We start from the raw sequence: 19,160 nt of genomic DNA on the forward strand, positions 1-19,160 counted from the left end.
CGGGGGACTTTTTTGGGTTTGAGCCGTTTGTTGTTCCGGTTCTACCTTGCCCGCTATGTCCGTTGCTGCTTCCGATTCTGCCCCGTTGCTCACCCGCGAGCAGGTGCTGCGCGCCCTGCGCCAGATAGCCCGCGAAGGCCGCCCGCTGCCGCCCAGCACCGTGTATGAGCTGGTGTACCGGGGCCGCCGCTACCCGCCCCGCGCCGTGGCCGAACTGGCCTACCGCTTGGCCACCGCCAACCCGGCCGCCCACTGGCCCCGGCCGGCCGGCGCGCCCACCAACGCGCTGCTCGAAGGCCTGGATTTTACCATCAGCACCAAGCGGCCGGTGCTCACCTCCGGCTCCGGCCCCGACGGCGAGGAAGTGGCCCACCAGCAAGCCGAGGACTTGTACACCGGCTTGGCCAAAAATACCGATGCCCTGCCCGCCCACGCCGCCGAGCCGGGCAGCCCCTACGCCGCCCCCTCCTACCCCCGCGCAGAGGCGCTGGCCGAGCTGTTCATCACGGAAACCGAACTGGATGCCGCCCTGGCCGGCCTGGCGCGCCGCCGCAACCTGCTGCTGCAAGGCCCGCCCGGCACCGGCAAAACCTTTCTGGCGCGCCGCCTGGCCTGGCTCCTACTGGGCGCGCAGGACGAAAGCCGCATTGAGCTGGTGCAGTTTCATCCCAGCTACGGCTACGAGGATTTCATGCTGGGCTTCCGGCCCGATGCCAAGGGCCGGTTCCACCTGGTGCCCGGCGTGCTGCCGCTGCTGTGCCAGCGCGCCGCCGCCGACCCCGGCCGGCCGTATTTCCTGCTGATTGACGAGGTGAACCGGGGCAACGTGCCGCGCATTTTCGGGGAGCTGCTACTGCTCCTCGAAGCCGACAAGCGCGGCCCCGCCCACGCCCTGCGCCTGCCCTACGCCCCGCCCGACGCGCCCAAATTCTTCGTACCCGATAACCTCTACGTCATCGGCACGCTCAACCTGGCCGACCGTTCCCTCAGCCCGCTGGACTATGCCCTGCGCCGCCGCTTCGCCTTTGTGGCGCTGGGGCCGCAGTTTGGCCCACCGCTCCGGCAGCAGCTGGCAGCCCGCCAGGTGCCCGCCGACCTCATCGAGCAGCTCTGCACCCGCATGGCTACCCTCAACCAAACCATCGCCGACGACCCCGAGCTGGGACCGGATTTTGCCATCGGCCACAGCTACTTCTGCCAGCCCCCGGCCCGGCCGGAGCAGGCGGCGGCGTGGCTACGCCTGATTTTTGAGCAGGAAATTGGGCCGCTGCTGACTGATTACTGGCGTGAGCAGCCGGCTACGGCTGCTACGCAGTTGCGGAAGCTGCTGATGTAGCACTCCAGCCTTTTATTTAAGCCATGCCGCATTCCATCAAAATTCTTTCCGCCACGCTCGAAGTGCTGGCGGATTATTGGCGCGACCAAGGAATTATTGCCGTTGCTGATAAATCGTGGAATCTGCAAGCTGTTGCGCGAGCAAACGGGGTAACGCTTCCGGATGACTTTGTACACCTATACAATTGCTCAAACGGCATGAGACTTAATGCTGAGCTCTACCAAGATTTTGATAAGGATTATTTCTATTTTTTATCCGCCGAAGAACTACGCACTGAAACGCGTGATTTGATTGTCGACTCGATGCGCGGGATAGAAAAACGCTCAACCAGTGTAACGGTTTTTGTTGACTACATGCATTGTAGCTGGGAGTATGGGTTTATTCCTAACCCAACCGGCGCCGGCTATCTGATTGGTATTATTGGCGATATCAAAACCTTTAAGGTGATTACCTCATCGCTGGCCACTTTCCTGAGTCTGTATATGGAAGACGCGCAGGTGCTTTACGACCATCAGGTTTCTGCAACAGATAGTCCGGGCACCGTCTAGGCCTGATACCGCTGCGAGCCCGTTGCTTCGTGTGCCCGCATTAGCTCTTACTTTCTAACTTGTGATACCCCTTCCCACCCTCTACTACTTCCTCTGCTACGCCTGGAACCGGCTGCCCGAGCCCGCCGTGCTCCAAGCCAGCGAGGCCATGCCCTTTGAGCGGCCGCTGGGACTGCTGGCGCAGGTGCTGCTACACGCCACGCGCCGCCTGCTGCGAAATGGCCTGCCGCGCACATTCGAAACCCAGCAAGCCGAGCTCACTAGCCTGCGGGGCCGCGTGGAGCTGGCGCCCACGCTGGGCCGGGGCCTGCTGGAGCAGGGCCGCGCCATCTGCACCTTCGATGAGTTGAGCACGGCCTCCCCCCTGCACCGCCTCCTTGCCCAAACCCTGGGCGCGCTGGGGCGGGCGGCGGCCCTGCCCCCAGCGTTGCGCCGCGAGCTGCACCAAATCGGCCAGCGGTTTCCGGCGGGGCTGCCCGATGCTACGCTGCCTCCCCCCACGGCCGCCACGTTTCGGGAACTGCGGCGGCAGCGGCCGGATAGCCAGGCCGCGTTTCTAGTGCACGTTTGCGAGCTGGTGTGGCTCACGGCCCTGCCCGAGCCTACCGCCACCGGCCGCAAGCGCTTCACCGATTTCCGGCGCGACGAAATGCTGATGGCGCGCATTTTTGAGCAGTTCACGCGCAATTTTTTTCGCCGCGAGCAGCGCCGTTACCGCGTCTTTGCCGAAACCATTGCCTGGCAGGCCGAAGCCCCGCTGCCCGCCGACCTCGCCCTGCTGCCTACCATGCTCACCGATACCACGCTGGAGGCGCCCGACCGCAAAATAATTCTCGACACCAAATACTACGCCGCCGCCCTGCGCCCGCGCTACGACCGGCAGCGCCTCATTGCCCCGCACCTCTACCAGCTCTACGCCTACCTCCAGAACCAGCGCCCCGCCCCCGGCCAGGCCCTGGAAGGCATATTGCTGTATCCGGCGGCCACGCAGGACGTGGATGTGCGCTACACCCTGGGCGGGCACCCGGTGCGCGTCGTCACGCTCAACCTGCACCAGCCCTGGCCCGGTATTGCCGCCTATTTGCTGCGGCTGGTGGAATAATGACCCCAGGGCATAAAAAAACAGCCCGGACTTTCCGCTTGGGAAAATCCGGGCTGCCAGTGTCGAATGACGAAGATTTGCGCTGGCCCGGGGGCCGGCAGCAAATTACTTCTTCTCTTCGGTTACAGTCGTGGTAGTGGTAGCAGCAGGAGCCATAGCGGTGCTATCAGCAGCGGGAGCAGCCATTGCGGTGCTGTCGGTGGTGGTAGTGGTGGTCTCCATGCCGGTAGCAGGGGTCTCAACGGTAGTGGTTTCCTCGGTCTTCTTTTCGCCGCACGAAGTCAGACCAGCGGTGAGGGCGAAGCCCAGGGCAGCAGCTTTAAACAGATTTTTCATCTTTGGAGGTAATTTTGAAAACGGGTTAACTTTAAAACGCCCTTTATACTCAGTCTCTGGAAAGGTAACCCGGCCCGGAAAAAAATTATTTCGGCGGGTTACTTGTAGCCTTTGCCTGTATTAACCCCCAAAGTGAATGAGCAGGGGCAATCCAACTTCCTCTTCTTTGACTCCTACCGACGACGCGCTGATTGCCGCCATTCGCGGCGGCGATGAGCGGGCCCTGGCCCACCTCTACCGGCTGCACTGGCCCATGGTGTCGCACTTCGTGCTGCAAAACAGCGGCACCGAGGACGACGCCCAGGACGTGTACCAGGAAGGCGTGATGGTGTTTTATGAAAAAGTACGCGACGGCTCCCTCGAGCTCAGCTGCCAGATTAAAACCTACCTCTACGCCGTGTGCCGCCGCCTGTGGCTCAAGCGCCTGACCAGCAAAAGCCGCTTCGGCGTGCGCTTGCTGGATGACGAGGAGCACGGCCCGTACCTGAACACGGGAGCCGAGGAAGATGTGCTGGCCGCTGAGGAGCAGGACCGCCGTTTCGCCACCATGAGCGAGGCCCTGGACCACCTCGGCGAACCGTGCCGCTCACTTTTGGAAGGCTTTTACCTGCTCGATAAGTCGATGCAGGACCTCACGGCAGAGTTTGGCTATACCAACGCCGACAACGCCAAAAACCAGAAATACAAGTGCCTCGTGCGCCTGAAAAAATTATTCTTCGCCCATTATAAAGAAGAGCCTATCTAATATCGTTAGCCGCCGGTTGTAGCCGGTGGAACTCCCATCCGCTTACCGCCACCGGCCCAGGCCGGCAGCATTTACCCATGATGACTGAAGCAGACTATTACGCCTTATTTGAAGCCTACTCGCACGGCGAGCTGGCCGGGCCCGCCCGCGCCAACCTCGAAGCGCGCCTGGCGGCCGACCCGGCCCTGGCCCTGCGCTACGCCGACTTCAGCGAGATGACCGATACGCTGCGCGGCTACGGCCAGCGCCAGCAGGCCCGGCAGCAGCTGCGCGGCATCCACGCCGCCATGCTGGCCGCCGATGCCCCCGAGGAAATTACGCTGCCCGCCACCGGCCTCACCCACACGGTGCACCCCATGCTGCGCATTTCGCGCACTGAGCGCCGACTGCGCGAGTTCTGGAACGGGCACCGCGCCACCGTGGGCGTTGCCGCCTCGGTGGCCATAATGGCCGTGTTTGCTACGCTGCTGGGGCTGGATTTGTGGAAGACTTCGCACTTGCCGGTGCCGGCCAGCTACCAGGCATTACGCCGCGATATAAACAGTCTGAAAAAGAATCAGAAGGTGCTGAACAACACTATCCAGCGGATTGATGGGAGTGTTACGCCCTTAGCGCCGGTGAGAAAGTTCAGCGGGACAGGCTTTGCGCTGACTTCGGAAGGCTATATCGTGACCAGCTACCACGTTATCCAGGGTGGAGATTCGCTGCTGATTGAAGGCCGCAACCACCAGCGCTACCACGCCGAGCCGGTGTATTCTGACATCAAGCACGACCTGGCCATTCTGCGCATTACCGACAAGAAGTTCACCGGTTTCGGCCGGCTGCCTTACGCGGTGAAATCGGGCCAGGCCGATTTGGGCGAGCGGGTGTTCACGCTGGGCTACCCGCGTGAGGACGTGGTGTACGGCGAAGGCTCGCTGAGCGCCCGTTCGGGCTTCGAAGGCGACACGGCCTTCTACCAGGTGAGCATTCCGGTGAACCCCGGCAACTCGGGCGGCCCGCTAATGGACGAGCGTGGCAACCTGATTGGCGTAGTGAGCGGCCGGCAGAACGACGCGCAGAGCGCTGCCTTCGCCACCAAGTCGTCGTACCTCGTGCGTCTGGTTGATTCGCTGGAAGCGGCCAAGCCTGCTAACCCCTACCGTTTGCCCCGGTTTGGCCAGCTGGCCGGCACCGGGCGGCCCCAGCAGCTCAAGAAGCTGCAGGACTATGTATTCGTAGTAAAGGTTTTTGAATAGGCCGGAACGCCCTTTTCAAGCGCAAGTAGCACAACGGCCTGTTTCTTTACCGAAACAGGCCGTTGCGTTGTAACGACTTTTCGGGCGCGCCGATTATTATCCGCAGTCCGTCAGAATACGCTGATTATTCCGCTGTTTGGCGGAGCTGATGCGGGCCTTTTTCATAACCTTAGGCCCCGTAATCTAGTATTCAGGCTTAGACAAGCAGTGCTTGTCTCTCAATTCCCTTGTCTTCCCTAAACTCCGCACTCCGTGGCTAAAAATCAACAAACCCCGCCTTCCGGTAACGACGTTGCCGGCTCGGCCATCTTCAAGAAGTTCCTCAGCACCGCCGAGGGCTACATCAAGCAGCCCACGCGCCTGAAATCGCTGCTGACCGATGCTTACAAAAAGGCCAGCGACAAAAACGACGTGGGCACGCTTGCCCACGAGGCCTGGGAAACCCTCCAGACCATGTTCCGGCTCATTAAGGCGTCGATGTCGGGCGAGTACACGGGGGTGCCCGGCACCACGGTAGCGGCTGCCGTGGCCGTACTCATCTACTTCATCAGCCCGATTGACCTGATTCCGGACTTTATTCCGGTGCTGGGTTTGCTTGATGACGTGGCACTGGTAGCCTGGTTCTCGACCACCCTGAAAGGTGAGATGGACAAGTTCCACGAGTGGGAGCTGACCCGCCCGACCGAAGTTGCCACGGCTGGGGCTTATGCTGCTTCCGACAAAGAAACTCCTGCCTCGGCCGCCAGCGCCGCTGCTACGGCTACGGCTTCGGCCAGCAACCAGGCCAAGCACGCGGCCGATGCCCTCGATGAGCAAGCTGCCATGGCCCCCGCCGCGCAGCCCTCGCACTCTAACGACCCCGCCGCGCCCACCGCGCAGATTGCCGAAGAATCGGCTAAGCACGCCGGTACCGACAGCATTGCGGCCAATACTACCGACAGCAGCCGCGAGCCCAGCACGACTGCCACCAATACCGGCGGGAACGTGCGCTAAGCGCCACAACAACTTTAGATATAAGGCACGGCGGCCGTATTCAGCTATGGCATCGTTGCTCCGGTCTGACCGCCCTAGGCGGTCTGACCGGTTGAAGTGAGCACGATTCCGCCCTGACGACAACCGGTCAGACCGCCTAGGGCGGTCAGACCGGAGCGGCGGCTCGCCATTTGGGAGCCGTCAAACAGTTTTGAATAGGTGTTGGGGTTGGGGTTGGAATACCTGAGTCTGGTGCAAAAGCCCGGAATGAAAAAAGCCCTCCGCAACTCAGGTTGCGGAGGGCTTTTTTGTGGGGTAAATAATGCTACGCGGCGGCGGCGTGGTCGCGCACGAAGCGCACGAAATCGCCTACGGTGTAGAGCGGTACTTCGTCGGGAATGGTGATGCTGAAGTTGCGCTCCAGTTCCAGAATAATATCAACGACGTCGAGGGTTTCGAAGCGCAGGTCGCGGGCGAGGCTGGCGGTTTTGCGCACGCGGCTGGCCCGGATGGCCTTGCGCTTGCTGATAATGCGGAATACCTGCTGCTCGATAGTGGGCGTGTGGTGGGTGGAGCTAATGGTGGATACGTACATAATAAAGTTGCGGAAAAAGATGGTAAGCGAGGCAGGTATTTACCGGCCGTTTCAGTGGCGTTCCGCCGGGGCGGGGAGAGCACCCACCGGCGGCCGCTGCTGCAACAACGACCGGCCAGCGGGCACTCAACGCCTGAAACGTTAGGCTAGTACAGGCGGCGTAGCCGCCTGTATTTCCTCAGAGTCCACCTCCTGCTGAATGGTTGCAATGTCATCCGGATTTTTTCCGGTTATTTTTCCTTTTAATGATTCGCTCAGCAAATACATCACCGGCACTACCAGCAGCGTGATGCCCGTGGCGAACACCAGACCGAAGATGATGGTCCAGGCCAGCGGGCCCCAGAAGGTGACCGACTCGCCACCGATGAAGAAGTGGGCGTTGCCAGAGTTAAACAACTCATAGAAGTCGATGTTCAGGCCGATGGCCAAGGGGATGAGGCCCAGCGTGGCGGCCGTGGCCGTGAGAATTACCGGGTTGAGTCGGGTACGGCCAGCCAGCACAATGGCTTCGCGCAGCGGCATGCCCTGCGAGCGCAGCATGTCCATGAATTCGACCAGCAGAATGCCGTTTTTCACTACAATACCGGCCAGGGCGATGATGCCCACGCCCGTCATCACGATGCTGACGTTCTGGCCCGTGATGGCCAGGCCCCAGAACACGCCCGCAATCGAAAACAGCACCTCGGAGAGGATGATGACCGGCTTGCTGAACGAGTTGAACTGCGTGACAAGAATCAGGAAGATGAGGCCCAGCGCGCCGATACCGGCCATGGGCAGGAAGTCGGTGGTTTCCTTCTGGCTTTCCTGAGCCCCGCCCATGTCGATGGTGTAGCCAGGCGGCGTGCGGAACGACTTGAGGGCGGTTTGCACGGCGTTGGCCACGTCGGGGCCGGAGTAGCCGTTGAGCACGTTGGACGAGATGGTGATAACGCGCTTGGTGTCTTTGCGCTTGATGCCGCCGTAAGTGCTGCCGTAGGTGACATCGGCCACCGACGAGATGGGTACCTGGCGCACGGCGCCGGTGGCGTCGCGGAAGGTGAGCGGGGCGTTAATCACGGCGTCCACGTCGGAGCGGTAGGGCTCGGCGTAGCGCACCTGGATGGGGTATTCATCGTCGGCCGTCTTGAATTTGCTGGCCTCGGTGCCGTAGATGGCCGTGCGCACTTCCAGGCCAATCTGGCCGGTGCTGATGCCTTCGCGGTTGGCGCGGGTGCGGTTGATATTGACGGCGATTTCGGGGTTACGGTCCTGGAGGTTGGAGCGCAGGGCCTCCACGCCGCCAATGTGCAGCGAATCGACGTAGCGGGTTACTTTCTTGCTCAGCGCGGCCAGCACTTTGTAGTCGTCGCCGGCTACTTCGATGGCAATGGGCTTGGGCTGCGGCGGGCCGCTGGCTTCCTGGTCAACCGAGATTTCAGCACCGGGAATGCCCTTTACCACTTCGCGGATTTTATCCATGTAGGTGCTTGTTTTCGGGCCCTTGCGCTCGCTGAGCTCCTTGAAGGCCACGGCCACCTTGCCCATGTGCGACTGCGACACGCCCGAAGCCGTGGCTTCGGAAGGGTCGCCGGCCCCGATGGCCACGTTGGTAATCACCGATTCCACATCGGGGTTGTTCTTGCCGATAACGCCATAGATGCGGTTTTCGAGGACGTGGGTAATCGAATCCGTGACGGCCACGCGGGTGCCCACCGGCATGTTCAGGTAGGTATAGATAAACTTGGGGTCGCCTTTGGGGAAGAAGTCGACGTGCGGCTTGCGGATGCCCACGGCCACAAACGAGCCGACGAACAGGATAACAACGCCCACCATTACCAGGGCCGGGTGGCTCAGGGCCCAGCGCACCAGGTTGGCATAGCCGTTCTGGAAGCGCGGCAGCGCGCGCGTCTGGAACCAGGCAATCATCTTCACAAACACGAATTTATCGAGGAAGCAAAGCAGGATAACCGTGATGAACAGGTTGCCCACGAAGGGCGAGCGCGCCACGTAGCCGATGATGGCAATGAGCAGCATCACGCCCATGGCAATCACAAAATTGCGCGTGAGTTTGGGCTTGCTGTGCAGGTCTTCTTCGAAATGCTCCTCGCGCTCCATGAAGCTCACGGCAAATACCGGGTTCATGATAAACGCCACGATGAGCGACGCCATAAGCGTGATAATTAGCGTGACGGGCAGGTAGTACATGAACGAGCCCACGATGCCGGGCCAGAACAGCAGCGGCACAAACGGCGCGACCGTCGTCAGCGTGCCGGCCAGCACCGGCACGAACACCTCGCCGGCGGCAAACTTGGCGGCCTTAGGCGTGGTCAGGTTGGGGTGCTCGTGCAGCAAGCGATGGGTGTTTTCGATAACCACAATGGCGTCGTCGACCACAATGCCCAGCGCCAGCAGGAAGGCGAAGAGCACAATCATGTTCAGCGTGAAGCCGAACACTGGGATAACCAGGAAGGCCAGGAACATCGAAATCGGCACCGACAGGCCCACAAAGAGGGCGTTGGTGGTGCCCATGAAGAACATCAGAATCAGCGTCACCAGCAGGAAGCCGATGATGATGGTGTTGATGAGGTCGTGCAGTGTGACGCGGGTGTCGTTCGAGGTATCACCGGTTACGGTGATGGTGAGCTCCTTGGGCAGGCTGGCTTTCGAGTCGGCGATGATGGCCTTGATTTTATCCGAAGCGTCAATCAGGTTTTCGCCCTGGCGCTTCACCACGTTCAGGGCAATGGAGGGCTTGCCGTCGAGGCGGGCGTAGCTTTCGCGGTCCTTAAAGCCGTCCGTCACGGTGGCAATGTCGCCGAGGCGCACGGGCGAGCCGTTCAGGTTCTTCACCTGGATGTCGGCAATGTTTTCGGCCCGCACGTACTGGCCGGCCACGCGCACGGCGCGCTTCTGGCCGCCCACGTCGATGCTGCCGCCCGAAACGGTCACGTTTTCGGCCCCAATGGCCCGGGAAATGTCCGAAAAGCTCAGGCGCGAGGCGCGCAGCTTGTTCAGGTCCACGTCCACGTTCACCTGCTGGTCGAGGGCGCCCACAATGTCGACGCGGGTGATTTCGGACAGCGCCTCAATCTTGTCCTGGAAGTCGTCGGCGTACTTTTTGAGCTGGGCGGCGGGCAGGTTGCCGCTCAGGTTCACGAACATGATGGGCTGCTCGGAAATGTTGATTTCCTTCACCAGCGGAGCGCTCGGCAGGTCGTTGGGCAGCTCCGTGCTGGCCTTGTCCACGGCATCCTTAATGAGCTGCTTGGCGGCCTGCACGTCTACGCCGGAGGTGAATTCCACGTCCACGATGCAGTAATCCTGGTTGGAGGTGGAGTTGATGTGCTTCACCCCGTTCACGGATTTTATCTCCTTTTCGAGCTGGCGCGTCACCAGGTTTTCGATGTCCGTGGGCGAGGTGCCGGGGTACACCGTGGCCACGATGATGCGCGGAATCACGATGTCGGGGAATTTCTCCTTGCCGAGCTTGATGTAGGCAAAAATGCCCGCCACGCACAGCAGCACCGTGATGATGTAAATGCTGGTCTTGTTGTTGATGGACCAACTGGTTGGGCCAAATTCTTTTTCGATGTCCTGCATGGCTATTTGAAAAAATACCGAGGGATACTTATTTGCCGGTGATTGCGAAGCCCCAGCGGGGCGACATATCGGTAGTAGTGGCAGTTACTTTTAGTTGTTTGAGCCCCAGCGGGGCGGCATTCGTCCGGCGAGTGTCGCCCCGCTGGGGCTTTCTCTTTCTCGCTTGGTGGTATTACTACCGATATGTCGCCCCGCTGGGGCTGTCGTTCAATGACATTGTTCAACGACAAGACGCAAAATGTTGCGTCTCTACGCCCCTTGCACGGCTACTTTCTGGCCTTCATTCAGGTTTTGGTAGCCGCCTGAGATGATTTTGTCCTCGCCGGTGAGGCCGCTGGTTACTTCTACTTTGCCGTTGTAGGTGTTGCCGGTTTTGATGATGCGCTTCTTGGCCACGGCTTTGCCGGCCTCCTGAGCCACCACGTACACGTAGCTGTTCTGCTCGTCATGCTGCACGATGTCGACCGGAATAACGGTGGCGGCGGCGGCGGCGTAGTTCTGGATGCGGACCGTGGCCACCATGTTGGGGCGCAGGTCGGTGGTGTGCTCCTTCAGGCGCAACTCCACCGTGAAAGTGCGGCTGGTGGCGTTGATGCTGCGGCTTACCACACGCACCGTGGCGGGAATTTCCTCGCCGCCCAGGTCTGGAATGGTCACCACGGCGTTGTCGCCGGCCTTGATGCTATTACCGTAGGCTTCCGACACATCGGCCAGGATTTTGCCGCCTGTGCCGCTGGTCAGGCGCACCACCGGCGCACCGGGCGCGGTGATTTCGCCCAGCTTGGGCAGCACTTCGTCCACGCTGCCCGCGAACGGGGCCACCACGTTGTAGAGGGCGCGCTGCTGGTTGAGCGTGGCAAGGTTACGCTGCAGGGCCTGGTAGTTGTTTTTGGCTTGCAGGTACTGGATTTCGGTGCCAATCTGCTGGTCCCAAAGGCCCTTCTGCTTCTCGTACACGATGCGGGCCAAGTCCATGCGGGTGCGCAGCTCGGCAGCGTTGGCATCGAGGATGCTGGCATCCACGGTGGCTAGCACCTGGCCCTTGCGCACGCGGTCGCCGCGCTGCACGCGGATGCTGGTGAGCGAGCCGGCGGCGCGGCTACCCACGGTGGCGTTCTGGTCGAAATCGACGCGGCCCTGCACTTCGAGGTAGCTTTTGAAGCTCTCGGGCTTGGCGTTCATCACCGAAACCGGCGTGGCAGCCACTTCGGCCGGGCCGCCGGTTTTGGCTTCAAGGGCGGAGATTTTGGCCTGGGTGGCGGCCTGCTCGCTCTTCAGCTTTTCGAGCTGGGCTTTGGGGTCTTTGCTTTCGCCACCGCAGGAGGCAAGCAGCAGGGTGCCGGCCAGGAAAACGGCGGCGGATTGAGTTGAGTTGAAACGCATGGGTAAGCGGGGATATTTTGAGCGTAGGGGCGGGGCTTGCCCCCGCCCGGCGTTGAACGAAATCGTTAGAGGCGGCGCGCACGCCGGGCGGGGGCAAGCCCCGCCCCTACTCGTTATTTTTTAACCTGATTGAACAGCTCGCCAGTGGCTTTGTCGCGGTCGACCTTGGCTACCAGCACGTCGTAAATCGCGCCGTAGTAGTTGGTCTGGGCCGAGCGCAGGTCCGTCTCAGCCGTAATGACCTCCAGGTTGGAGCCCACGCCAGCGTTGAACTTGATGCGCGTGACGCGGGCCACATCAGTGGCCAGGGTCAGGTTGGCCTGCTGGTTGTCGAGCACATCGAGGGCGTTGACGAGCGTGGTACGGCTTTGGGCATCCTGTAAGTCAATGCTTTGCTTCAATGTTTCGAAACCTTTCTCAATGGTCTGCTGCTGCAGGCGGCTTTGCTGCACCAGGAACTTGCGGCGGAAGCCATCGAACACCGGCACCTGCAGGCTCAGGCCCACGTTGCCGAAGCCGAACCAGTTCTGGTTGGCAAAGCCGGCCGAGTTGGTCGAAGTCGGCCCGCGAAAGGCAAACAGCTCGCCGGCCGTTTTGGCCGAGCCCGTGAAGCCGTAAGCGCCCGTGAGCACGAGGCGCGGATACGCGCCGGCCTGGCGGTTGCGCAGGTCGAGGCCGGCCAGGGCCTGCTGCGTTTCCAGGGTCGAGAATTCGATGCGGTTGTTGTAGTTGAGCGCGCCCCGGGCCGCCATGGACTGACCACCCGACAGCGCGTTCTGCTGGTCGAGGCGGTTTTGGGCGGCGGTGTTGTCGCCGCCGGGCGTGACGGGGGCGGTGGGCACGCCGCCCAAGCCATCGACGCCGCCGCCGTTGGCCATGCTGGCCACGCCGAGGCGCTGGCGCAGGGCCCCGGCATCGACCACGGCCGCGCTGAGCGAGTCGGTGAGCTGCACGTTCTGCGACTGGGGCAGGCCCATCTGAAACTTGAGCAGGCCCACGCTCAACTCGGTGAGGCGCTGGGCTTTCTGCTGCTCTACTACCAGATTGTTGCGCTGCACGCGCAGGCGGTCCACGTCGAGTTTTTCGGCGAAGCCAGCCTTGAAAATCTTCTGGGTCTGGTAGAGCACCGTATCGAGGCGCTGCACGTTGCGGGCCAGCAGGCTGAGGCGCGAGCGGGCCACCAGCGTGCTGTAATAGGCCTTACTCACCTGCTCCACCACGTCGATTTCGGCCTGCTGGGTTTGCTTTTTGGCCAACTCGGTGTACACCTTCGCCGCCTTCAGACCAATGAGATACGAGCCATCGAACAGCAGCTGCGACACCGAGGCGCTGGCGTTGCCGGCGTATTGCAGGCCGAACGCGAACGGCTGCGGCGGCAGGGCCAGCTGCTGGGTACCCAGCACCTGCTGCTGCCCGCCCTGGGCGGCGGCCAGGTCGCTTTGCGTGAGCACGGTTTGCGAGAGCGGGAAGCTCACCAGGCTCTTTTGCAGCTTAAAGTTGTCGGAGAGGGTGCTGGCCACGTTCACCTGCGGCAGGCCCTGGCTCTTGATTTCGCCCACTTTGGCGGCCGCCGTGGCCTCGCCGAGGCGGGTGGCCAGCAGGCTCGACTTGTTCTGCACGGCGTAGCTCACGGCCTGTTGCAGGCTCAGCGGCATGGTGCCCGTGGTGGGCGGGGCCTGCGGCAGGGCGGCCGGCTGGCTTTGGGCAAGCAGCGCCTGCGGCGCGGCCGCGCTCAGGGCGGCTAGCAGCAGGAATCTGGTTCGAAACAGCGTGTTCATAAAACAGCAAAAAAGAAACGGGTAAGCGGGGATAAGCGGGTTATTCTTCGTCGGTGACGTTGCGGTACTGGTTGATGAGCTTGTGGCCCTTGATGGTGGCCACGCCCAGCATGAAGTGCTCGAGCAGCGCAACCGACACGCGCTCCTTGGCAAAATCGCGGGTCGGGTAGAGTTCCGGGTCGAACTGCAGCTCAATCTGCGCCAGGCGCAGGCGCGACAGCACTTCCATGTCGAGGTCGGCCTGGAACAAGCCTTCCGCAATGCCCCGGCGCAGGTTTTCCTTGATTTGGGAGAGGATAAACTCGTTTTTGTGGGCCTGCCAGAGCTGCCAGGTGGCGGGGTGAAACTTGCGCAGGTCGTAGAAAATGCTGGGGTGCACGTTGCCAAACTCCTGCTTAATCCAGGCCAGCATCTGAAATAGCTCGTCGATGGCCGAGGAGGCGGCGTTTATCATCACCGTGCACTCGTTTTGGGTGCCGGCGAGGTGGCGGGTCATGGAGGCTTCCACAATCTGGTCCTTGTTTTCGAACCATTTGTAAAGGGTCTTTTTCGACATGGCCAGGTCGGCGGCGATATCGTCCATGCTCACGCTTTTGATGCCATTACGCATGAAAAGCTGCTGGGCGTGGTTCAGGATTCGGTCTTTGATTTCCATAGCTAACGCCGCAAAGATACAATGGAAACTTTTATCGTGCTCAAAGTTTCCACTTTCTTTTTTGGCATTCCCCGCTACTCCGGGCACTTTTCGTCCCTGCCTGACGCACACCGGCCGGAAATACTTTACAAGTGCCCGAAAAACAGCAAGTCGCCCGCCACACGGCTAACTAATTTAAGTAGTATTACAAAGCTAATAAAATTAGTTGTATTGTATTCAATAATCATATTATTAATTTGTAAACAGTTCTGGGTAGCTGGCACAGCTGAAGAACTCGCTGCCGGGTACTTTTGCGGCGGCCGCATCGGCCAGCCCTTATTTTGACCCTATGAAAATCCGGACCGGCTTCGGCTACGACGTTCACCAATTGAAAGAAGGCCTGCCCTTCTGGCTCGGCGGCATTGAGGTGCCGCACACCCACGGCGCGCTGGGCCACTCCGATGCCGACGTGCTCATCCACGTTATCTGCGATGCGCTGCTGGGTGCGGCCAACCTGCGCGACATCGGCTTCCACTTCCCCGACACCGACCCGCAGTACAAGGGCATCGACTCGAAAAAGCTGCTCTCCGGCGTGATGCGCCTGCTGCGCGAACGCGGCTACGAGGTGGGCAACATCGACTCGACCATTTGCCTGGAGCAGCCCAAGGTGAACCCGCACATTCCGGAAATGCAGCGCGTGCTGGCCGCCGTGATGGGCATTGCCGAAGAGGATATTTCCATCAAAGCAACCACCACCGAAAAACTGGGTTTTGTGGGCACCGGCGAGGGCGTGGCCGCCTACGCCAGCGTGCTGATTGTGAAAGCTTGATTACCCGTCATGCCGAGCGCAGCCGAGGCATCTCGCTCGCTCCGTTGCTATGGTATTGATTACTGCAGCACGCGAGATGCCTCGGCTGCGCTCGGCATGACGAACCATATAAAAACCTGATTCCCATTACTCAACATCAATGAAGCAAACCCCTCTCCTGCTGGCCTTTCTCGCGCTGGCCAGTGCCGCCCCGGCCCACGCCCAGGGCAAGGTTAAAGTAAAGATTAAGCCGGCGACCAATGCGCCCGCTACGAAAATAAAGACCACCAGCGCACCCGCCGAGAAAGACTGGAGCGTGCAGTATGCCGACCAGGTAACCGCCGAGCGCCTGCGCACGCACCTGGCCGTGCTGGCCTCGGATGAGTACGAAGGCCGCGAAACCGGCCAGAAGGGCCAGCACATGGCCGCCGACTACGTAGCCACGCAGTTTAAAGCCGCCGGCCTGACCGGCCCCGTGACCACCGGCACCGACCCCTACCAGCAGCATTTCGATGTGGAGCAGGTGACCTGGGCCGACGGCGCGACCCTGAAAGTGGGCAAGACCAGCTACGCCTGGCTGACGGACTTCTACGGCCTCGGCGACTCGCCCTTCGGCCAGGAAACCAGCGTGAAGCCGGTTTTTGTGGGCTACGGCATCGAGCAGGCCGGCTATTCCGACTATGCCAACGTGGACGTGAAAGGCAAGGACATTCTGGTGCTGATGGGCGAGCCTACCGGCGACGGTGGCAAAGCCCTGCTCAGCGCCGACGGCTCGCCTACGAAATGGGGCACCGACTACCGGGGAAAGGCCCAGCTGGCCGCCCAGAAGGGGGCCCGCACGGTGTTCTTCGTGAGCTTCAACCCCACCAGCAACTTCGCCAAGCTAACGGCGCGCATGGCCCCGTACATTTCGCGGCCGTCGATGGTGATGGTGGGCAATGACAAGCCGAGCCGCACGCCTTCGTTCTTCATCTCGCCGGCCGTGGGGCTGGCCGTGCTGGGCACGACCGATGCGGCGATGCAGACCTACCTGGGCAAAATCAACGCGACCAAGCAGCCGGTGGCCGCTACGTTTAAGGTGGTGCCGATGCAGATTAAAGCCGAGCGCAAGCGCGAAAAGCTGGACACGCAGAACGTGCTGGGCTTCATCGAGGGCACGGATAAGAAGGAAGACATCATCGTGATTTCGGCCCACCACGACCACCTCGGCAAGCACGACGGGCAGGTGTTTAACGGGGCCGATGATGACGGCTCGGGCACCACGGCCATTATTACGATGGCCGAGGCGTTTGCCAAGGCCAAGCAGGAAGGCCATGGGCCCCGCCGCAGCCTGCTGTTTCTGAGCGTGACGGGCGAGGAAAAGGGTCTTTTTGGCTCGGAATACTACTCGAAGCACCCCATTTTCCCGCTGGCCAGCACCGAGCTCGACCTGAACGTGGACATGATTGGGCGCACCGACGTGGAGCACGAGGGCAAGCCCGACTACGTGTACGTCATCGGCTCCGACAAGCTGGCCTCGGAACTGAAGGTGATTCTGGAGGCGCAGAACAAGCAGTACGGCCCCATCGACCTGGACTACCGCTTCGACGACCCCAACGACCCGAACCGCTTTTACTACCGCTCCGACCACTACAACTTCGCGGTGAACAAGGTACCGGTGGCGTTTTTCTTCAACGGCGTGCACGCCGACTACCACCAGCAGAGCGACGAAATCGAGAAAATCGAGTTTGCGAAGATGGAGAAGCGCGCGCGCCTGGTGTTCCACACGGCCTGGGAGCTGGCCAACCGCGACGGCCGCATTGTCGTTGATTCGAACAAGCCGTAGCGCCAGGATTTTGCGCATGTCGTAGAACGTCATGCCGAGCGCAGCCGAGGCATCTCGCGTGCCGCAGTAATTCATTCAATTGAGTTACTACCACGAGCGAGATGCCTCGGCTACGCTCGGCATGACGTTCTTTTTATTCTCCTTTTCTCGCTATCCTCCATGCTGAAAACTTATGCGCTGGCAGCCCTCCTACTGGCCGGCGCTCTACCCGCCGCCGCCCAGCCTGCCCCCACCAAAATCAAGCTGAAGACCAAAGGCCCGGCCCCTACCCCCGCCGCGCCCACCCTTTCGCAGACCTACGCCGCCCTCATTCAGCCCGCCGACCTGCGCGCGCACCTCACGGTGGTGGCTTCGGATGCGTTTCAGGGGCGCGAGGCGGGCCAACCGGGCCAGAAGCTGGCAGCAGAATACCTGGTGAAGCAGTTGGCCGAAATTGGCCTGCAAGGGCCGGTTTCGGACAGCGACAACCCGTATTTGCAGCACTTCCAACTCACGCACAGCACCTATGCGCCGGGCGGGTATATAAAAATCGGGGCGCAGCGCTACGACTACCTGAAGGACTGGTTCAGCTACGGGCCCATGCCGTCGCCCTTCCTCACCGAAACAGCTTCGCAGCCGGTATTTGCGGGCTTTGGGGTGGAGCAGGGCGCGTATTCGGACTATGCGGGGCTGGATGTGAAGGACCGCGATGTAGTCGTTATGATGGGCGAGCCGCAGGACGAGCGCGGCCGCAAGCTACTGAAACCCATAGGCCGCAAGGCCGACTACTGGGAGTCGGGCCTGCGCAAGGCGGCGCTGGCCAAGGCCCACGGCGCCCGCAGCATTTTCCTGATGACGTTTGCCCCGACGGCCGATTTCCGGAAGCAGACAACCGAGCTGGGCGAGTCGTTGCGCGAGCCCGCGTTTTCGCTGCCCGACCCCGGCCCGGAAATCATCGACACGGTGGCCGAGAACATCCCGCCGGGCATCGGCGTGTACTTCACCTCGCAGGATTTGGGACTGGCCATGGCCGGCACTACCCTGAACGGGCTGCTCAGCTACGTGCGGGCGCTGGGCCGGGCCGGCCGGCCGGTACCGGCGGGCTTTCAGGCTCCGGCGGCGGCAATATATCTACCCCAGACGCAGCTGCCGCTCACCACGGAGAACGTACTGGGCTTTCTGGAAGGCTCGGATAAGAAAGACGAGGTGCTGGTGGTTTCGGCCCACTACGACCATTTGGGCGTGAAGCACGACACGATTTATAACGGGGCCGACGATGACGGCTCGGGCACGGTGGCGGTGCTGGCGCTGGCCAAGGCGTTTGCCCAGGCCAAAAAGGATGGGTACGGCCCGCGCCGCAGCATCCTGTTTGTGCTGATGACGGCGGAGGAAGAGGGCCTGTTTGGCTCGGAATACTACACGGCGCACCCGGTGCTGCCGCTGGCCAGCACCATCGCCGACCTGAACATTGACATGGTGGGCCGCACCGACCGCAAGCACAGCGCGAAGCGGCATTTTGTGTGCATCGTGGGTTCGGATAAGCTCTCGTCGGAGCTGCACGCCATCAACGAAGCGGCCAACCGCGACTACACGCACCTGGAGCTGGACTACCATTTCAACGTGCCCGACGAGCCGGAGCACATCTACTACCGCTCAGACCACTACAACTTTGCGCGGCGCAAAATCCCGGTCATCTTCTATACGACCGGCGAGCACGCCAACTATCATCGGGCCACGGATGATGTGGAGAAGATAGAATTCGATAAATTAGCGGAACGGGCCCAGCTGGTTTTCTACACGGCCTGGGAGCTGGCCAACCGGGAGGGGCGGATTGTGGTGGATTCTAATAAGCCCTGATGTAGTTTTCGCACAGAGTTAAAGGGAGGTAAAAGGAGTTTCACAGAGGTTTGTTATGGAGAGAGATGAACTGACAGGGCGAATTTTGGGCATTGCTTTCCGCGTGCACACTGTATTGGGTCCGGGGCTGCTGGAATCCGTGTATGAGGTTGCGTTGGCCCACGAGTTGCGGAAAGCGGGCCTGTTGGTGGCTACCCAGGTTGAAATGCCAGTAGTGTACGATGGTATTCGACTGGACCTGGCATTTCGGGCGGATATGATTGTGGAGAGCAAGGTTATTCTGGAGTTGAAATCGGTTGAATATCTGGCCCCTGTTCATTCCAAGCAGCTGTTAAACTATCTGAGGCTTTCTGGCTTAAAAACCGGCCTACTGATTAACTTCAACACCATCTCCCTCAAAGACCAACTCATTCGGCTCTCCAACTGACTCGGTGAAACTCCTTTT

15 protein-coding genes and 1 pseudogene are annotated in these 19,160 nt (G+C 61.0%); 10 read left to right on the top strand and 6 right to left on the bottom strand.

The genetic code is table 11. The features are described 5' to 3' along the window. The first annotated feature begins 55 nt into the window (after positions 1 to 55). The 3 genes from HBN54_RS23770 (at position 56) to HBN54_RS01825 (ending at position 2,986) form a co-directional block, all read left to right on the top strand. Entirely contained in the window at positions 56 to 1,336 is a 1,281-nt protein-coding gene (locus HBN54_RS23770; protein WP_262888240.1) for an AAA family ATPase, read from the top strand. A 23-nt stretch (positions 1,337 to 1,359) separates the two neighbouring features. Continuing rightward, positions 1,360 to 1,884, top strand: a complete 525-nt coding sequence (locus tag HBN54_RS01820) for a hypothetical protein (protein WP_168671433.1) — start codon at positions 1,360 to 1,362, stop codon at positions 1,882 to 1,884. Positions 1,885 to 1,945: 61 nt separating this feature from the next. After that, positions 1,946 to 2,986 (top strand): 5-methylcytosine restriction system specificity protein McrC, encoded by a 1,041-nt coding sequence (locus HBN54_RS01825; RefSeq protein WP_168671434.1) that lies wholly within the window; start codon positions 1,946 to 1,948, stop codon positions 2,984 to 2,986. 105 nt (positions 2,987 to 3,091) lie between these two features. Here the strand turns inward: HBN54_RS01825 and HBN54_RS01830 are convergent, their stop codons facing one another. Continuing rightward, positions 3,092 to 3,322, bottom strand: a complete 231-nt coding sequence (locus tag HBN54_RS01830; protein WP_168671435.1) for a hypothetical protein — start codon at positions 3,320 to 3,322, stop codon at positions 3,092 to 3,094. Positions 3,323 to 3,458: 136 nt separating this feature from the next. Between HBN54_RS01830 and HBN54_RS01835 the strand changes: the two genes are divergently transcribed. From HBN54_RS01835 to HBN54_RS23325, 3 genes and pseudogenes are all read left to right on the top strand, one after another. After that, positions 3,459 to 4,067 carry an RNA polymerase sigma factor gene (locus HBN54_RS01835; RefSeq protein WP_168671436.1) on the top strand — a complete coding sequence of 203 codons (609 nt, stop codon included), beginning with the start codon at positions 3,459 to 3,461 and terminating at the stop codon, positions 4,065 to 4,067. A 77-nt stretch (positions 4,068 to 4,144) separates the two neighbouring features. Then, on the top strand, positions 4,145 to 5,305 hold the full coding sequence (locus HBN54_RS01840; RefSeq protein WP_168671437.1) for a S1 family peptidase: 1,161 nt from the start codon (positions 4,145 to 4,147) through the stop codon (positions 5,303 to 5,305). Between the two features lie 477 nt (positions 5,306 to 5,782). Then, positions 5,783 to 5,920: pseudogene (locus HBN54_RS23325) on the top strand (YkvA family protein); the annotation flags it as partial. 682 nt (positions 5,921 to 6,602) lie between these two features. Here HBN54_RS23325 and HBN54_RS01850 read toward each other — a convergent pair. The 5 genes from HBN54_RS01850 to HBN54_RS01870 all read right to left on the bottom strand — a co-directional run bounded on the left by HBN54_RS01850 (position 6,603) and on the right by HBN54_RS01870 (position 14,267). Beyond that, positions 6,603 to 6,872, bottom strand: coding sequence for an acyl carrier protein (locus HBN54_RS01850; RefSeq protein ID WP_168671438.1), 270 nt, complete (start codon positions 6,870 to 6,872; stop codon positions 6,603 to 6,605). Positions 6,873 to 7,013: 141 nt separating this feature from the next. Next, entirely contained in the window at positions 7,014 to 10,451 is a 3,438-nt protein-coding gene (locus HBN54_RS01855; protein WP_168671439.1) for an efflux RND transporter permease subunit, read from the bottom strand. 249 nt (positions 10,452 to 10,700) lie between these two features. Next, complete coding sequence (locus HBN54_RS01860; RefSeq protein ID WP_168671440.1) at positions 10,701 to 11,834, bottom strand: efflux RND transporter periplasmic adaptor subunit; 1,134 nt, start codon at positions 11,832 to 11,834, stop codon at positions 10,701 to 10,703. 113 nt (positions 11,835 to 11,947) lie between these two features. Further along, positions 11,948 to 13,612, bottom strand: coding sequence for a TolC family protein (locus HBN54_RS01865; RefSeq protein WP_168671441.1), 1,665 nt, complete (start codon positions 13,610 to 13,612; stop codon positions 11,948 to 11,950). Between the two features lie 40 nt (positions 13,613 to 13,652). Continuing rightward, positions 13,653 to 14,267 (bottom strand): TetR/AcrR family transcriptional regulator, encoded by a 615-nt coding sequence (locus HBN54_RS01870; protein WP_168671442.1) that lies wholly within the window; start codon positions 14,265 to 14,267, stop codon positions 13,653 to 13,655. 328 nt (positions 14,268 to 14,595) lie between these two features. On the opposite strand from HBN54_RS01870, the gene ispF reads away from it, so the two are divergent. The 4 genes from ispF to HBN54_RS01890 all read left to right on the top strand — a co-directional run bounded on the left by ispF (position 14,596) and on the right by HBN54_RS01890 (position 19,142). Then, a complete protein-coding gene (ispF, locus tag HBN54_RS01875) occupies positions 14,596 to 15,075 on the top strand; it encodes a 2-C-methyl-D-erythritol 2,4-cyclodiphosphate synthase (protein WP_168671443.1) in 480 nt (159 codons plus the stop codon). Positions 15,076 to 15,214: 139 nt separating this feature from the next. Beyond that, positions 15,215 to 16,879, top strand: a complete 1,665-nt coding sequence (locus HBN54_RS01880) for a M28 family peptidase (protein WP_168671444.1) — start codon at positions 15,215 to 15,217, stop codon at positions 16,877 to 16,879. Between the two features lie 159 nt (positions 16,880 to 17,038). After that, positions 17,039 to 18,715 (top strand): M28 family peptidase, encoded by a 1,677-nt coding sequence (locus HBN54_RS01885; protein ID WP_168671445.1) that lies wholly within the window; start codon positions 17,039 to 17,041, stop codon positions 18,713 to 18,715. 55 nt (positions 18,716 to 18,770) lie between these two features. Beyond that, on the top strand, positions 18,771 to 19,142 hold the full coding sequence (locus tag HBN54_RS01890; RefSeq protein ID WP_168671446.1) for a GxxExxY protein: 372 nt from the start codon (positions 18,771 to 18,773) through the stop codon (positions 19,140 to 19,142). The last annotated feature ends 18 nt before the right edge of the window (positions 19,143 to 19,160 follow it).

The sequence above is a fragment of the Hymenobacter artigasi genome (assembly GCF_012275535.1).
Lineage (GTDB): Bacteria > Bacteroidota > Bacteroidia > Cytophagales > Hymenobacteraceae > Hymenobacter > Hymenobacter artigasi.

Excerpts from the sequence above, each read along its gene's own strand:
- HBN54_RS01880 (WP_168671444.1), top strand. The coding sequence starts at position 15,215 with ATGAAGCAAACCCCTCTCCTGCTGGCCTTTCTCGCGCTGGCCAGTGCC.
- HBN54_RS01865 (WP_168671441.1), bottom strand. The coding sequence starts at position 13,612 with ATGAACACGCTGTTTCGAACCAGATTCCTGCTGCTAGCCGCCCTGAGC.
- HBN54_RS01820 (WP_168671433.1), top strand. The coding sequence starts at position 1,360 with ATGCCGCATTCCATCAAAATTCTTTCCGCCACGCTCGAAGTGCTGGCG.
- HBN54_RS01830 (WP_168671435.1), bottom strand. The coding sequence starts at position 3,322 with ATGAAAAATCTGTTTAAAGCTGCTGCCCTGGGCTTCGCCCTCACCGCT.
- HBN54_RS01835 (WP_168671436.1), top strand. The coding sequence starts at position 3,459 with ATGAGCAGGGGCAATCCAACTTCCTCTTCTTTGACTCCTACCGACGAC.
- HBN54_RS23770 (WP_262888240.1), top strand. The coding sequence starts at position 56 with ATGTCCGTTGCTGCTTCCGATTCTGCCCCGTTGCTCACCCGCGAGCAG.
- HBN54_RS01840 (WP_168671437.1), top strand. The coding sequence starts at position 4,145 with ATGATGACTGAAGCAGACTATTACGCCTTATTTGAAGCCTACTCGCAC.
- ispF (WP_168671443.1), top strand. The coding sequence starts at position 14,596 with ATGAAAATCCGGACCGGCTTCGGCTACGACGTTCACCAATTGAAAGAA.
- HBN54_RS01860 (WP_168671440.1), bottom strand. The coding sequence starts at position 11,834 with ATGCGTTTCAACTCAACTCAATCCGCCGCCGTTTTCCTGGCCGGCACC.
- HBN54_RS01855 (WP_168671439.1), bottom strand. The coding sequence starts at position 10,451 with ATGCAGGACATCGAAAAAGAATTTGGCCCAACCAGTTGGTCCATCAAC.
- HBN54_RS01850 (WP_168671438.1), bottom strand. The coding sequence starts at position 6,872 with ATGTACGTATCCACCATTAGCTCCACCCACCACACGCCCACTATCGAG.
- HBN54_RS01885 (WP_168671445.1), top strand. The coding sequence starts at position 17,039 with ATGCTGAAAACTTATGCGCTGGCAGCCCTCCTACTGGCCGGCGCTCTA.
- HBN54_RS01870 (WP_168671442.1), bottom strand. The coding sequence starts at position 14,267 with ATGGAAATCAAAGACCGAATCCTGAACCACGCCCAGCAGCTTTTCATG.
- HBN54_RS01890 (WP_168671446.1), top strand. The coding sequence starts at position 18,771 with ATGGAGAGAGATGAACTGACAGGGCGAATTTTGGGCATTGCTTTCCGC.